Consider the following 14,645-nt stretch of genomic DNA (forward strand, 5'->3'; position numbering starts at 1 on the left):
ATCAGGTCGGCGGGTCGACCACCTGGTCGATGACGCCCTTGGCCCACTCCAGCAGCGCGATCCCGTCCAGCGGACGCCCGCCGACCACGGCGGTCTGAGGGCGCGGCACGAGGATGGTGTCGGTCTGCGGCTTGACCAGCGACTTGGGGTAGAGCCGCTGCAGGCGCACCACCTTGGAGTCGGGCAGGGACACCGGCGCGAACCGGACGTTCCTGCCCGCGATGGTGACCTCGCCGATGCCCGCGGCCCGCGCCCGCGCACGGAACCGCGCCACGAGCAGCAGCGAGACCACGACGATCGGCGGGTCGCCGTACCGGTCCTTGAGCTCCTCCTCGATCGCGTCGACGTCCTCGTCGGAGCGCACCTCGGCGAGCCGCTTGTAGATCTCCAGGCGCAGCCGCTCGGAGCCGATGTAGTCGTGCGGCAGGTGCGCGTCGACGGGCAGCTCGATGCGGACCTCCTGGAGCTCCGGCTCGCCCTCGCCCTTGAACTCCGAGACGGCCTCGCCGACCAGCCGGACGTAGAGGTCGAAGCCGACGTCGGCGATGTGGCCGGACTGCTCGCCGCCGAGCAGGTTGCCCGCGCCGCGGATCTCCAGGTCCTTCATCGCGATCGCCATGCCGCCGCCCAGGTCGGAGTGCTGGGCCAGCGTCGCGAGCCGCTCGTGGGCGGTCTCGGTCAGCGGCTTCTCGCCGGGGTAGAGGAAGTAGGCGTAGGCCCGCTCGCGCGAGCGGCCCACGCGGCCGCGCAGCTGGTGCAGCTGGGAGAGGCCGAGAGTGTCGGCGCGCTCGATGATCATCGTGTTGGCGTTGGAGACGTCCAGGCCCGACTCGACCAGCGTCGTGCACACCAGCACGTCGAAGCGCTTCTCCCAGAAGTCGAGCATCACCTGCTCGAGCTGCTTCTCGTTCATCTGCCCGTGCGCCGTGGCCACGCGCGCCTCCGGCACCAGCTCACGGATCTTCGCCGCGGCCTTCTCGATCGACTGCACCCGGTTGTGGATGTAGAAGACCTGGCCCTCGCGCAGCAGCTCGCGGCGGACCGCGGCGACGACCTGGCGGTCCTCATAGGCACCGACGTAGGTCAGCACCGGGTGCCGCTCCTCGGGCGGGGTGGTGATCGTGGACATCTCGCGGATGCCGGTGATCGCCATCTCCAGCGTGCGCGGGATCGGGGTGGCCGACATCGACAGCACGTCGACGGCCGTGCGCATCCGCTTGAGCTGCTCCTTGTGCTCGACGCCGAAGCGCTGCTCCTCGTCGACGATGATCAGCCCGAGGTCCTTGAACCGGACGTCGGGGTTGAGCAGGCGGTGGGTACCCACCACGATGTCGACCGAGCCCTCGGCCATCATCCGCATCACCTCGGCCGCCTCCTTGTCGGTCTGGAAGCGGCTCAGGGCCTTGAGGACGACCGGGAAGCCGCTCATCCGCTCGGCGAAGGTCGAGAGGTGCTGGGTCACGAGCAGCGTGGTCGGCACCAGCACCGCTACCTGCTTGCCGTCCTGCACGGCCTTGAAGGCCGCGCGGACCGCGATCTCGGTCTTGCCGTAGCCGACGTCGCCGCACACCAGCCGGTCCATCGGCACGACCTGGCGCATGTCGGCCTTGACCTCCTCGACCGTCGAGAGCTGGTCGGGGGTCTCGGTGAACGGGAAGGCGTCCTCGAGCTCGCGCTGCCAGGGGGTGTCGGGGCCGAAGGCGTAGCCCTTGGTGGCCTGCCGGGCGGCGTACAGCTTGATCAGCTCGGCGGCGATCTCCCGCACCGCCTTGCGGGCACGGCCCTTGCGCTTGGCCCAGTCGGCGCCGCCGAGCCGGTCGAGGCTGGGCTGCTCGCCACCGACGTACCGCGTGACCTGGTCGAGCGCGTCGGCCGGGACGTAGAGCCGGTCCGGCGGGGCGCCGCGCTTGGACGCGCCGTACTCCAGGACGAGGTACTCCCGGGTCGCCCCGCCGACCTCACGCTGCTTCATCTCGATGAAGCGACCGACGCCGTGCTGCTCGTGCACGACGTAGTCGCCGGTCTTGAGCTCGAGCGGGTCGATCTGCTTCTTGCGGCGCGCGGGCATCTTGCGCATGTCGCGGGTGGAGGACTTCTGCCCGGAGACGTCCTCGCCGGTGAGCAGGACCAGCTTGTTGGCCTCGTCGACGAAGCCCTGGGTCAGGGCGCCGCAGGTGACGGTGACGACGCCGACCTGCCACAGGTCGCCGTCCTGCGGCTCGACCAGGCGCGCGGGCACCTCGGCCTCGCCCAGCGCCTCGACCATCCGCTGCGCCGGGCCGTGACCGGCGTGGACGACCACGACGCGGTAGCCGTCGGAGCGCCAGGACTCCAGGTCCTTCATCGCCCGCTCGACGTCGCCGCGGTAGGCGTCGACCGGGACCGCGGGCAGCGCCCGGGTGGGCACCGCGCCGACGCTCACGTCGAGGTCGATCGCAGCGGCACCGGTCTCCTCGCGGGCGCCGGGGTCGAGCCCGAAGGGGCTGACCGTCCACCAGGGCCGGTGGCCGTCGAGGGCGTGCTCGCGCACCTCCGCCAGGCTGCGGTACGACGCCGCGCCGAGGTCGATGGGGGCGGTGCCGCCGCCCGCCGCGGCCGCCCAGGAGGCGCCCAGGAACTCCTCGCTCGTCGCCACCAGGTCGTGGGCCCGGGCGCGGACGCGCTCGGGGTCGAGCACCAGCACGTGGGTGCTGGCGGGCATCAGGTCGAGGAGCAGCTCCATCTCGTCGACGAGCACCGGCGCGAGGGACTCCATGCCCTCGACGGCGATGCCGTTGCTGATCTTGTCGGTGAGCTCGAGCAGCTGGGGGTGCTGGCGGCCGAGCTCGGCGGCCCGGGCGCGGACCTCGGGGGTCAGCAGCAGCTCGCGGCACGGCGGCGCCCAGAGCCGCTCGACCGGCTCCAGCGTGCGCTGGTCGGCGACCGAGAAGGCCCGGATCTCCTCGACCTCGTCGCCCCACAGCTCCACGCGCAGGGGGTGCTCCTCGGTGGGCGGGAAGACGTCGACGATGCCACCGCGGACCGCGAACTCACCGCGCTTCTCCACCAGGTCGACCCGGCTGTAGGCGGCGTCGGCCAGGCGCTGGACCAGGTCGTCGAGCGGCGCGCTGTCACCGGCGACCAGCTCGACCGGCGCCAGGTCGCCCAGGCCCTTGACCTGCGGCTGCAGGACCGAGCGGACCGGGGCGACGACGACGTCGAGCGGCCCGTTGGCCCCACTGTTGGTCGAGCCCGTCGAGACCCCGGGGTGGAGCAGCCGCCGCAGCACCGCCAGCCGGCGACCCACGGTGTCGCTGCGCGGGCTCAGCCGCTCGTGCGGCAACGTCTCCCAGCTCGGGTAGTAGGCCACGCGGTCGCGGTCGAGCAGGTCGCCGAGGTGCTCGACGAGGTCCTCCGCCTCCCGCGCCGTCGCCGTCACCGCCAGGACGCTGCGTCCCGCCCGCACGAGACCGGCCACCACGAAGGGCCGCAGCGCCTCGGGCCCGGTGAGGTCCAGGGCGCGCAGCCGTCCGTCGTGCGCGTCCTCCAGCGCCGCGGCGAGGGTCGGGGCGGCGAGGACGGGACCGGCGAGGTCGGTGGACATCTCACTCCTGGGGCACGGCACGGGCACAGCGGAACAGCACGGCAGCCCCCTGTCGGCGTGCGACGGGGGGTGCGGGCTCGATCGTACGTCCGCCCGCCGACAGCAACCCCGTGCGGGCGGGTGAGGTCCGTCGCTGTGCGGGGCGTGCCCCGAGGGGCGTCGGGAGGAGGCTCGGGGCGGTCGGGGCCAGGCTCGGGGCGGTCGCGGGCGGCGTGAGGGGCCGGCTCAGGGGCGGTCGCCGAAGGCCGCCTCCCGCAGCCGACCGAGATCGGGGTCGGACTCCCCTGCCGCGCGCCCGTCGGCCTCGATCGCGTCGAGCTGGGCGGCCCGGGCGGCGAGGTAGTCGACGTACGCCGCCCGCTCGCGCACGTGGGTGCGGTGCAGGCCCAGCACCTCGACGTCGCGGCAGCGGGCGAGCGCGGCGTCGATGCCGGGCCGCGCGCGCTCGGCGGCCCCGGACATGAGGTCCCAGAGGCCGGTGCGCACCGCGAGGGAGGGCCGGATGTACTCCGCCATCGAGCCGAGCACCTGGTCGGCGCGGACGGCCGCGGCGTACGCCTGGTCCCCGCAGGCAGCGAGGTCGCGGTCCTCGCGGCTGCGCGCCTGTTGGTCGACCCAGGCCAGGAGCAGCCCGACGAGGACGAGCGTGCCGGCGACGACCAGGACCAACCGGGTGCGCGGCTCGCGTCGCGCACTGGTCTCCGCACCGGGCCCGGGGTCGGGCGCAGGGTCGTCCACGGGCGCTACCCCAGCCCGCGGAAGGACAGCGCGTGCCAGCGCGGCCCGACGGGCGTGATCTCGACCCGCCGGGGGTCGAGGGAGGCGTCGGGACCGACCTCGGCCTCGCGCACGATCCGCACCTCCAGCCGCGACTCCGCGAGCCCCTCGGCGAGGTCCTCACCCCACTCCACGACGGTGACGGCGTCGTCGAGCGAGGTGTCGAGGTCGAGGTCGTCGAGCTCCTCGAGCCCGTCGAGGCGGTAGGCGTCGACGTGCACCAGCTCGGGACCGTCGACGGTCGAGGGGTGCACGCGGGCGATGACGAAGGTCGGCGAGGTGACCTGCCCGCGCACGCCCAGCCCGGCCCCGAGGCCCTGCGTGAAGGTCGTCTTGCCTGCACCAAGGTCGCCGGTGAGGACGATCAGGTCGCCCCGGGTCAGCTGACCGGCCAGCGAGCGTCCGATGCCGCGCATCGCCTCGGCCGTCGGGGCGTGGAAGACCGCCGTGCGCAGGGGCCGCCGCATCTCCACCAGCGGCGAGCTGCGGGAGATCTCGCGGAAGCCCTGCCGGTCCCAGAAGCGGATGGTCGCCGGCAGCTCCTCGCGCGCGACGACGGTGAGGTCGTCGGTGCCGGTGCCGGACTCCAGGACCGCGTCGACCGTCGCCTCGATCAGCGCGCCCGCGATGCCGTGGCCCTGGTGGCCGGGGACGACGCCGAAACGACGGAGGTAGGTGGTGGAGCCGATCGGGTCGAGGACAAGCGTGCCCACGGGCTCCCCGTCGAGCTCGGCGAGCAGCCCGCCGCCGGCGGCCAGCTTCGCCGCGATCGACTCCTCGGTCTCGTCGAGCGCGGCGGGCCGCGGGTCCATGTCGGGCCGGGCCCCGAACGCCGCCTGCACCACGGACAGCACCGCGGCCGCGGACTCCGGCCCGATCCGGCGTACGACGACGCGCGGGCGCTCCTGGGTCTCGACCTGCTGGTCCTCGGCCTGGGTCATCGGCGCGCCACCCGCTCCGCGGCCGCGGCCAGCAACTGGTCGAGCGCGGCGTTGACCTGCTCGTGCCGCTCCATGATCACCATGTGCCCGGCGCCCTCGGCCTCGGTGAGGACCGAGCCGTCGATCCGGCTGTGCAGCTTGCGGGAGTGCCCGATCGAGGTGAGCCGGTCGGCGGTGCCGCAGATGATGGCCGTCGGCACCTGGGAGAGGGCCTCGACGGCGTGGAACTTGTCGAGTCCGTGCAGGCTCGGGAAGAACTCCGAGAGCACCTCGAACGGGGTCTGGGAGAGCATCGAGTCGACGAAGCGGATGTAGGAGGCCGGCACGTCGTCGCCGAAGGCGAAGAGGTCGGTGAGGACCTCCGCCACGTGGGCGCCCATCCGGCGCACGGCGTCGACGCCGCGGTGCCCGGGTCGCAGGGTCCGCATGGCCCGGGCGGTCAGCGGGCCGCCCAGCTTGGCGGGCGCCACCGGCAGCAGGATCCGGCCGATGTCGAGGCCGCCCGCGGTGGTGGAGACCAGCCCGACGCCGACGATCTTCTCGCCGAACAGGTGCGGGCGCTGCTCGGCCAGCGCGACGATCGTCATCCCGCCCATGGAGTGGCCCACCACCACGACGGGACCGTCGGGGGCGACCTCCTCGATGACCTGCGCCAGGTCGAGGCCGAGCTGGTCGATGGTGGCGTGGTGGTGGTGCGCACGGCCGGAGCGGCCGTGGGAGCGCTGGTCGTAGAAGACCGTGCGCACCAGGCCGCGGTAGCCGGCGCGCTGGAAGTGCCAGCAGTCGAGGTTGAGGGCGTAGCCGTGCACGAAGACGACCGTCAGCTCCGGCCCCTTCGGCCGCGGGCCGCCGGCCGGCTCCTCGCGCTCGTCGACCTCGACGTGCAGCGGCACGCCGTCGGGGGTGACGACCGTGCGGGGAGAGGAGCGCAGGGACCCGAACGGGCTGAGGTCGCCCGCGCCCGTGCGGGCGGCCACGACCCGGCGGCGGCGCGCCACCTCGAAGCCGGCGCCCAGCGCCAGCACCCCGGCCGCCGCGCCGGCGGCCTGCCACAGCCTGCCCCTGTCCTGGCCCCAGACCCGGCCCCAGTCCCTGCCCCGGCTCACGTGTCCTCCTGCTCGTGCTGCTCGCCCACCCAGCGGCGCGCGAAGCGGCCACCGACCCGGGTCACGATCTCGTAGCTGATGGTCTCGCACGCCTCGGCCCAGTCCTGCGCGGTGGGGTGCGGGGCTGCGCCGAACAGCACCACCTCGTCGCCGGCCCGTGCGTGGTCGGGCACCTCCGCGACGACCTGGTCCATGCAGACGCGGCCGCGGACCGGCGCGCGCACGCCCGCGACCGAGACCTCGGCACGGTTGCCGGCGTGCCGCGGGACCCCGTCGCCGTAGCCGACCGGCACCAGCCCCAGGGTCGTCGGCCGCTCGGCGATCCAGGTGTGGCCGTAGGACACCCCCGCTCCCGGCTCGACCCGCTTGACCATCGCGAGCCTCGCGCGCGCCGTCATGGCCGGGCGCAGGTCCAGGGCGGGGCCGTGGCCGGGCGCGGGGTGCAGGCCGTACGCCGCGAGGCCGACGCGCACGAGGTCGTGGTGGGTCCCGGGGTGCAGGATCGCGCCGGCGGAGTTGGCCAGGTGCCGCACCTCCGGGTGCAGCCCTGCGTCGGCCGCCTGCGCCAGCGCGAGCTCGAACGCCGCCTGCTGGGCAGGGGTCGCCGGGTGACCGGGCTCGTCGGCGCACGCGAGGTGCGACCAGACCCCCGTGACGGTCCAGAGCCCCTCGACCTCGCCGCGCCGGGCGGCTGCGACCAGCCCCGGCCAGTCCGCCGGGAGGCAGCCGTTGCGGTGCAGGCCGGTGTCGACCTTGAGCTGGAGGCGGGCCGGGGTCCCGCACCGTCGTACGGCGTCCGCGACCGCGGCCAGGCCGTCCTCGCCGTGCGCAGTCACGTCGATCCCCGCGGCGACCGCCTCGGTCAGACCGGCCTCGCCGGGCACCGAGAGCCAGGTCAGGATGCGGCCGGTGTCCCCGGCCTCCCGCAGCGCCAACGCCTCCTCCAGCGTGGCGGCTCCGAGCCACTGGGCGCCTGCCTCGCGGGCGGCCCGGGCGACCGGGAGCATCCCGTGGCCGTAGCCGTCGGCCTTGACCACCACCATCACGGCGGTCCCGGTGTGAGCGGCCAGTGCGCGCACGTTGTGCCGGACCGCCGCCAGGTCGACGACGATCTCCGCACGCACCGCCGGCTCGGGGGACATCGGCGCCATCCTCCCACCCCGCATCCCCACCCCCGGGTCGACCCGCGCCGGGGGTCGGCTGTGGCCGCGCTCGCGCCGGGGTCGAGGTGCGGGTCGAGGTGCGGGTCGAGGTGCGGGTCGAGGTGCGGGTCGAGGTGCGGGTCGAGGTGCGGGTCGAGCTGCGAGTCGAGGCCTGGAGGCGCGTCCCAGCGCGTCCTCGGGCCTCGACCCGCACCTCGACTCCGGCCTCGACCCCTGCTGCAGGACGCCCCGCGCTCGGACCGCCCCGGTCGGAGACCCTCAGGAGTCGGCGGCAAGCAGGTCCCGCACGACCTCAGCGACCCCGCCCGCGACCTGCCCGGCGACGATCGGCCCACCCCCGGCGACCAGTGTCGCGGCGGCGCCGTGCAGCCAGGACCCCACCGCGGCGGCGTCCCAGGGGTCCAGCCCGGTGGCCAGCACCGCGCCGATGACCCCGCCGAGCACGTCACCGGCACCTGCGGTCCCGAGCCAGGGTGTGCCGGTCGTGGTGACGCGGGTGCGCCCGTCGGGTCGGGTCACGAGCGTGTGCCGCCCCTTGAGCACGACGACGCAACCCCAACGCTGCGCCGCCATCCGGGCGTGGTGCAGCTGGCGCGCCTCCACCTCGGCGCGGTCCACCCCGAGCATCGCGGCCAGCTCGCCGGCGTGCGGCGTCAGGACCAGGTCGGGGCGTCCCTGGTCGGGGTCGAGGTGGGCGAGGGCGTCGGCGTCCACGACGGTGGGTACGCCGTCGGCCAGCGCCGCCGCCAGCTCCTCCCCCGCGGCGTCACCGCCCCCGGACCCGACCACCCAGGCCTGCACCCGACCGGCTCCGACGACCTCGGGGTGCGCCTCGCGGACCCGGTCCGCGACCGCGGTGTCACCCACGTACCGGACCATCCCTGCCAGCCCGCACGCGGCGCCGGCGACGGAGAGCAGGCCGGCGCCCGGGTACGTCGCGGAGCCGGCCCGCACCCCGACGACGCCCCGGGTGTACTTGTGGTCGTCCGGCCCCGGCGGGCGCAGCAGCGCCGCGACGTCGCCCGGTCGCAGGCTCTCGACCGGCGCGTCCGGCAGGTCCGGGTCCAGGCCGATGTCGACCAGGTGCACGGCGCCGCACGCCTGGGCAGCGGGGTCGACGAGGTGGCAGGGCTTGTGGGTGCCGAAGGTGACGGTGAGCGCCGCGCGCACGTGCGGCTCGGGCGTCTCGCCGGTGTCGACGTCGACGCCGCTCGGGGTGTCGACCGCGACGACCGGCACGTCCTCGGCCGCGGCCAGGGCTAGGGCGCGCGCTGCCTCCTCGCGGAGCCCCGGCTTGCCGCCGATCCCGACGATGCCGTCGACCACCACATCCGGGCGCTCGCGCAGCACCCGCGGCGCACCGGCACGGCCACCGGCGGCCGCGAGCGCCGCCAGCCCGCCCTCGTGCGCCGACCCGCTGACCAGCCACGCCTCGACACCGGCGCCCCGACGGGCAAGCCAGGCGCCGGCGTACAACGCGTCGCCGCCGTTGTCGCCCGAGCCCACCAGCAGCAGGACCCGCCTGCCGTACGTCGAGCCGAGCAGGTCCGCCACCGCGACGCCCAGCCCCTGGGCCGCCCGCTGCATCAGCGTGCCCTCCGGCAGCCGCGCCATCAGCGCCGCCTCCGCCGCCCGCACCTGCTCGACCGTGTGCGCCCGCCTCATGCGCCGACCCTAGACGCCGTGGTCCTCTGGCTGTCCTGGTCCAGGCCGGGATCGAGGCCCGGGTCGAGGTGCGAGTCGAGGCCCGGGTCGAGGCCCGGGTCGAGGCCCGAGGACGCGCCCCACCGCGTGCTCAGGCCTCGACCCACACCTCGACTCGGGCGGACACGCAAGACAGCCAGGTGCCTGTGGAGAGACGTTCGACCGGCCGGCTCATCTGGACCACCCTGCTCCGCATGGACCTCGAGGAACTGGCAGCGCGACAGCACGGCATGCTCGCGCGGCGGCAGCTCCTGACCTTCGGCATCGACGCGGACCGGGTCCGCAACCAGGTGCAGGCCCGCCGCTGGGCTCATCGCTCATCGCGGGTCGTCAGCACCTTCACGGGCGGGATGGACGCGCAGCAGCGCCGCTGGCTCGGAGTCCTCCACGCAGGGCCCGGCGCCATGGTCGGGTCCCTGACCGCGGCACGCGACCTCGGCCTGCGCGGATGGGACCGCGACGACGTGACGATCTGGGTCACCGACCCCCTCCACGACGAGCCCGTCGACGGCATCCGGTTCTTCCGCACGCGTCGGCCCCTCGACCTGCTCCAGGGGCCGGGCGACCCCCCGACCGCCAGGTTGGAGCCCGCCCTTCTGCTGTGGGGCGCCTACGAGGCGCCGTGGCGGCACGCGTTCGGGTGTCTCGCCGCTGCGGTGCAGCAAGGTCGTACGACACCAGAGCGACTGCTGCAGTGGGTCGACCAGCTGCGGCCGCTCCGGCGTGCGGCGCACTTCCGCGCCGCGGTGGCCGAGATCGCGGGCGGTGTCCGCTCCGTGAGCGAGGCGGACGTGGCCCGGATGTGTCGACTCGGCGGCCTGCAGCTGCCGCGTCGCCAGACACCTCGGCTCGACTCCCGTGGCCAGCAGCGCTACACCGACTGCGAGTGGGACCTACCTGTCGACGAGGTGCTGGTGCTCGAGGTGGAGGGCACGTTCCACATGGACGTCCAGCACTGGGCAGCGGACAAGAAGCGGACGCGCCGGCTCACGACGCGCGGCCGTCACGTCGTCAGCTGCACGTCGTGGGAGCTGCGCCACGAGCCGGAGCAGCTCGCCCAGGACCTGGCCCGGCTCGGGGTCCCGACCCTCCCGGGTCGAGGTGTGGCTCGAGGTGCGAGTCGTGGTCCGGATCGCGCGGCATAGCGCGTGCTCAGGCCTCGACCCGCACCTCAACTCGGGCCTCGACCCCGAATCCGCTGCCGGCGGGGCACACCTGGTCGGTCACGACTCGAGGACCACCACGGCCGAGGCGATCCCGGCATCGTGGGAGAGGGACACGTGCACCGACGTGGCCCCGACCGCCTCGACCTGGGCAGCGACGGTGCCGCGCAGCTCGAAGCGCGGTCGCCCGCTGGACTCGGAGACGATCTCGGCGTCGTGCCACGACATGCCGTTCGGGGCACCCAGCGCCTTGGCCAGGGCCTCCTTGGCGGCGAACCGAGCAGCCAGGGAGGCGAGGGGCCGGGTCGCCTCGCTCTCGGTGAAGAGACGGTCGCGCAGCCCGGGGGTGCGCTCGAGGGACAGCCCGAAGCGCTCGATGTCGCACACGTCGATGCCGACGCCGATGACCGGCACGCTCACTCCTCCTCGGGACGACGACCGCGCGCGACCGGCCGGGGCGGCGCGGGGGCAGCTACTCGACGGTGACGGACTTGGCGAGGTTGCGGGGCTGGTCAACGTCGTGGCCCTTGGCGGTGGCGAGCTCGCAGGCGAACAGCTGCAGGGGTACGACGGCGAGCAGGGGCTGCAGCAGCACCGGGACGCGGGGCAGCTCGATGACGGTGTCGGCGATCGCGGCGACGGCGGTGTCGCCCTCTTCTGCCAGGCAGATGGTGCGGGCGCCGCGGGCGCGGACCTCCTGGATCGCAGAGAGCATCTTCCCGTGCAGCTGGTCACGCCCGCGCGGCGGGACGACGCACAGCACCGGTTGACCCTCGTCGATCAGCGCGATCGGGCCGTGCTTGAGCTCGCCGCCGGCGAAGCCCTCGGCGTGGATGTAGGCCAGCTCCTTGAGCTTCAACGCCCCCTCCAGTGCCACGGGGTAGCCGGCGTGGCGGCCCAGGAACAGCACGGTGGGCTCGTCCACGTGCGCGCGTGCGAGGTCGTAGACCGCATCGGCGCGGGACAGGACGGTCTCGATGTGGGCGGGGATGGCCTCGAGCTGGTGCAGGACATCGGCGATCTCGTCGCCGTACCTGGTGCCCTTGACCTGCGCGAGGTAGAGCGCGAGCAGGTAGCAGGCCACCAGCTGGGTCACGAACCCCTTAGTCGAGGCGACCCCGATCTCGGGACCGGCGTGGGTGTAGATCACCGCATCCGACTCACGCGGGATGGTCGAGCCGTTGGTGTTGCAGATCGCCAGCACCTTGGAGCGCTGGGTCCGCGCGTGGCGGATCGCCTGGAGGGTGTCGGCGGTCTCCCCGGACTGGCTGATCGCGACCACCAGCGTGGAGTAGTCCAGGATCGGGTCGCGGTAGCGGAACTCCGAGGAGAGCTCGACCTCGACCGGGATCCGGGTCCAGTGCTCGATGGCGTACTTGGCCACCATCCCGGCGTAGAACGACGTCCCGGCCGCGATGATGATGATCTTGTCGATGTCGCGCAGCTCCTGGTCCGACAGGCGCATCTCGTCCAGCTGCAACGCCCCCGTGCGGGTACGACGCCCCAGCAGCGAGTCCGCCACCGCGTGCGGCTGCTCGAAGATCTCCTTGCGCATGAACCAGTCGTGGCCGTCCTTCTCCGCCGCCGACAGGTCCCAGTCCACGTGGTAGGCCTTCGGGGTCACTGGCGCACCGTGGAAGTCGGTCACCTCGACCCCGTCACGGGTGATCGTCACGACCTGGTCCTGACCCAGCTCCAACGCCTCACGGGTGTGCTCGATGAACGCCGCCACGTCCGAGCCGAGGAAGTTCTCCCCCTCGCCCACACCCACCACCAACGGCGAGTTCCGACGCGCGGCGACCACCCGGTCCGGGTCCTCGGCGTCGACCGCCACCAGGGTGAACGCACCCTCCAGCGCCTGGCACACCCGCTGCATCGCCGTCGTCAGGTCCACCCCCGACTCCACCTGCAGCTCCAGCAGGTGGGCCGCCACCTCGGTGTCGGTCTCCGAGGACAGCTGGTGGTCGTCCTCCTCCAGCCGGGCACGCAGGTCGTCGAAGTTCTCGATGATCCCGTTGTGCACCACCGCCACCCGCCGCCGGTTGCCCAGGTGCGGGTGCGCGTTGACGTCGTTCGGCGCACCGTGGGTGGCCCACCGCGTGTGACCGATCCCGATCGTGACCTCGGGCAGCGGCTCCTCGCCGATCAGCTTCTCCAGGTTGGCCAGCTTGCCGGCGCGCTTGCGCCACTCCACCCGGTCCCCGGCCACCAGCGCGACCCCCGCGGAGTCGTACCCGCGGTACTCCAGCCGGCGCAACCCCTCCACCACCACGTCCTGGGCAGAGCGGTGACCGACGTACCCGACGATGCCGCACATGGGCCAGGAGTCTAAGCCCGGTTCCGCCGAACCCCGCCGTCGCGAGCGCCCCGGGGCGGCGCGACGGGGCGGCGCGTGACGACGCGTCGACCGACCAGGCGGCGGGGCGGTCCCCTCCTCCCCGCCGCGTCCTGCCAGACTGACGCGCATGTCCACCCCCGGCCGGGGCCCGCACCAGGGCCACGACGACACCGGGCGGGAGTCCTCACCCTTCATCGAGCTCGAGCGCGACGCCTGGGCCGCCCTCGCGGCGGAGACCGAGAGCCCGCTCACCGCCGACGAGGTCAACGCCCTCCGGGGCCTCGGGGACTCCCTGGACATCGAGGAGGTCCAGGAGGTCTACCTCCCGCTCTCCCGGCTGCTGTCGATGTACGTCGGCTCCGCGGGCCGGCTGCACCGCGAGCAGGAGGAGTTCCTCCAGCGCCCGACGCCCCCGCGCACGCCGTTCGTCATCGGGCTGGCCGGCTCCGTGGCGGTCGGCAAGTCCACGACCGCGCGCGTGCTGCAGCAGATGCTGGCCCACTGGCCCGAGCACCCCAACGTCGCGCTGGTCACGACCGACGGCTTCCTCTACCCCAACGCCGAGCTGGAGCGCCGCGGCCTGCTGCAGCGCAAGGGCTTCCCGGAGTCCTACGACCGCCGCGCGCTGCTGCGCTTCGTCGTCGACATCAAGTCGGGCAAGGACGAGATCGAGGCACCGACGTACTCCCACCTCGTCTACGACGTCGTCCCCGACGAGAAGATCGTCATCAAGCGTCCCGACATCGTCATCATCGAGGGGCTCAACGTCCTCCAGCCGGCCCGCGTGCGCGAGGACGGTCGGACCGGCCTGGCCGTGAGCGACTTCTTCGACTTCTCCGTCTTCGTGGACGCGGGCACCAGCTACATCCGCCAGTGGTACGTCGAGCGCTTCCTGCGGCTGCGCGAGACCGCGTTCCGCGACCCGGGCTCCTACTTCGCGAAGTACGGCGACCTCGACCACGATGAGGCCGTCGCCGAGGCGCAGCGGATCTGGGACACGATCAACGGCCCCAACCTCACCGACAACGTGCTGCCCACCCGCTCCCGGGCGACGCTCGTGCTCCGCAAGGACCGCGACCACTCGGTGCGCTACGTGCGCCTGCGCAAGCTCTGAGCCTCCTCACCCCACCTCCACCGCCTCGACCGTCGCCAGCAGCAGCTCGGCCGTCGCGTCGTCCAGGGCGTCCGCCGGCCCGACGTCGCGCACCAGCACCACCGTGGTCGGTCGGCCGTCCGCGAGCAGCGTGAGCAGGCTGGCGCGGACCCGTGCGGGCTGGCAGGGCCCGTCGACCCGCACCTGCGCGACGAGGTCCGTGCGAAACCCCCGCACGTCCGCGACCTCCACCTCCTGCGGCCGCTCCCCCACGGCCGCCCCCAACCCAGCGGACCACGCCGCCACCTGCAGGTCGTGCGCGGTCACGCTGGTGCCGCCCGAGCGGACCACGCCGACGAAGCCCCGCGACGAGCCAGGCACCTCCGGGCAGGCACCCGGCACCAGCAGCGCCGCTCCCCGCACCGCGGCGGCCGTGCCCCCGTCGGGGTCGGCGTAGAAGAGCCGCTCCCGCGTCGACAGGACCTCGGCCGGCGCTGGGAGCCGGAGCCGCACCCCGTGCCGCTCGAGCACCGGCCCGGCCCCGGCGGAGGTCGCCCCGGCCCGGTCCCGCGCCTGCCCCACCAGCGTCACTGACGTGAGGACGAGCAGCACCGCCGTCAGGGCGACCAGGACCCACACGAGCAGGCGCAGGGTCCCCGAGGTCATGGCACGGTTCTACGCCGGATCACCGACGTCCGCCGCGCTCCCTCCACAGGCGCGGGCGCGCGCTCGAACCAGCGCCGAGTCACCCTCGAACCGGCGCCGAGTCACCCTCGC

General features: G+C 74.0%; 11 protein-coding genes. 2 read left to right on the forward strand and 9 right to left on the reverse strand.

Annotated elements, in window-relative coordinates:
• Position 1: 1 nt before the first annotated feature.
• The 6 genes from mfd to ACYVID_RS01625 all read right to left on the reverse strand — a co-directional run bounded on the left by mfd (position 2) and on the right by ACYVID_RS01625 (position 9,235).
• Complete coding sequence (mfd, locus tag ACYVID_RS01600; protein WP_460733780.1) at positions 2-3,583, reverse strand: transcription-repair coupling factor; 3,582 nt, start codon at positions 3,581-3,583, stop codon at positions 2-4.
• 225 nt (positions 3,584-3,808) lie between these two features.
• Positions 3,809-4,321 carry a hypothetical protein gene (locus tag ACYVID_RS01605; protein WP_460733782.1) on the reverse strand — a complete coding sequence of 171 codons (513 nt, stop codon included), beginning with the start codon at positions 4,319-4,321 and terminating at the stop codon, positions 3,809-3,811.
• Positions 4,322-4,326: 5 nt separating this feature from the next.
• Positions 4,327-5,301, reverse strand: coding sequence for a tRNA (adenosine(37)-N6)-threonylcarbamoyltransferase complex ATPase subunit type 1 TsaE (tsaE, locus tag ACYVID_RS01610; protein WP_460733784.1), 975 nt, complete (start codon positions 5,299-5,301; stop codon positions 4,327-4,329).
• A complete protein-coding gene (locus tag ACYVID_RS01615) occupies positions 5,298-6,407 on the reverse strand; it encodes an alpha/beta fold hydrolase (protein ID WP_460733786.1) in 1,110 nt (369 codons plus the stop codon). The genes tsaE and ACYVID_RS01615 overlap by 4 nt, the downstream gene beginning before the upstream one ends.
• Positions 6,404-7,549 carry an alanine racemase gene (gene alr / locus ACYVID_RS01620; RefSeq protein ID WP_460733788.1) on the reverse strand — a complete coding sequence of 382 codons (1,146 nt, stop codon included), beginning with the start codon at positions 7,547-7,549 and terminating at the stop codon, positions 6,404-6,406. Before alr ends, ACYVID_RS01615 begins: the two co-directional genes overlap by 4 nt.
• 279 nt (positions 7,550-7,828) lie before the next feature.
• Positions 7,829-9,235 (reverse strand): NAD(P)H-hydrate epimerase, encoded by a 1,407-nt coding sequence (locus ACYVID_RS01625; RefSeq protein WP_460733790.1) that lies wholly within the window; start codon positions 9,233-9,235, stop codon positions 7,829-7,831.
• A gap of 233 nt (positions 9,236-9,468) precedes the next feature.
• Here ACYVID_RS01625 and ACYVID_RS01630 point away from each other — a divergent pair, with 233 nt between their 5' ends.
• Positions 9,469-10,419 carry a hypothetical protein gene (locus tag ACYVID_RS01630; RefSeq protein WP_460733792.1) on the forward strand — a complete coding sequence of 317 codons (951 nt, stop codon included), beginning with the start codon at positions 9,469-9,471 and terminating at the stop codon, positions 10,417-10,419.
• Positions 10,420-10,497: 78 nt separating this feature from the next.
• Here the strand turns inward: ACYVID_RS01630 and ACYVID_RS01635 are convergent, their stop codons facing one another.
• The gene (locus ACYVID_RS01635; protein WP_460734027.1) at positions 10,498-10,851 is read right to left on the reverse strand and encodes a holo-ACP synthase; all 354 of its coding nucleotides are present in this window, start codon (positions 10,849-10,851) and stop codon (positions 10,498-10,500) included.
• Positions 10,852-10,909: 58 nt separating this feature from the next.
• A complete protein-coding gene (gene glmS / locus ACYVID_RS01640) occupies positions 10,910-12,754 on the reverse strand; it encodes a glutamine--fructose-6-phosphate transaminase (isomerizing) (protein WP_460733794.1) in 1,845 nt (614 codons plus the stop codon).
• A 148-nt stretch (positions 12,755-12,902) separates the two neighbouring features.
• Between glmS and coaA the strand changes: the two genes are divergently transcribed.
• Positions 12,903-13,889 carry a type I pantothenate kinase gene (gene coaA, locus ACYVID_RS01645; RefSeq protein WP_460733796.1) on the forward strand — a complete coding sequence of 329 codons (987 nt, stop codon included), beginning with the start codon at positions 12,903-12,905 and terminating at the stop codon, positions 13,887-13,889.
• 6 nt (positions 13,890-13,895) lie between these two features.
• Here coaA and ACYVID_RS01650 read toward each other — a convergent pair whose 3' ends face one another.
• Entirely contained in the window at positions 13,896-14,534 is a 639-nt protein-coding gene (locus ACYVID_RS01650) for a hypothetical protein (protein WP_460733798.1), read from the reverse strand.
• Between the last annotated feature and the right edge of the window lie 111 nt (positions 14,535-14,645).

The organism is Nocardioides ginkgobilobae (assembly GCF_054781275.1).

Coding starts and splice junctions, on each gene's coding strand:
- mfd (WP_460733780.1), bottom strand. CDS start 3,583: ATGTCCACCGACCTCGCCGGTCCCGTCCTCGCCGCCCCGACCCTCGCC.
- tsaE (WP_460733784.1), bottom strand. CDS start 5,301: ATGACCCAGGCCGAGGACCAGCAGGTCGAGACCCAGGAGCGCCCGCGC.
- alr (WP_460733788.1), bottom strand. CDS start 7,549: ATGTCCCCCGAGCCGGCGGTGCGTGCGGAGATCGTCGTCGACCTGGCG.
- ACYVID_RS01625 (WP_460733790.1), bottom strand. CDS start 9,235: ATGAGGCGGGCGCACACGGTCGAGCAGGTGCGGGCGGCGGAGGCGGCG.
- ACYVID_RS01630 (WP_460733792.1), top strand. CDS start 9,469: ATGGACCTCGAGGAACTGGCAGCGCGACAGCACGGCATGCTCGCGCGG.
- glmS (WP_460733794.1), bottom strand. CDS start 12,754: ATGTGCGGCATCGTCGGGTACGTCGGTCACCGCTCTGCCCAGGACGTG.
- coaA (WP_460733796.1), top strand. CDS start 12,903: ATGTCCACCCCCGGCCGGGGCCCGCACCAGGGCCACGACGACACCGGG.
- ACYVID_RS01650 (WP_460733798.1), bottom strand. CDS start 14,534: ATGACCTCGGGGACCCTGCGCCTGCTCGTGTGGGTCCTGGTCGCCCTG.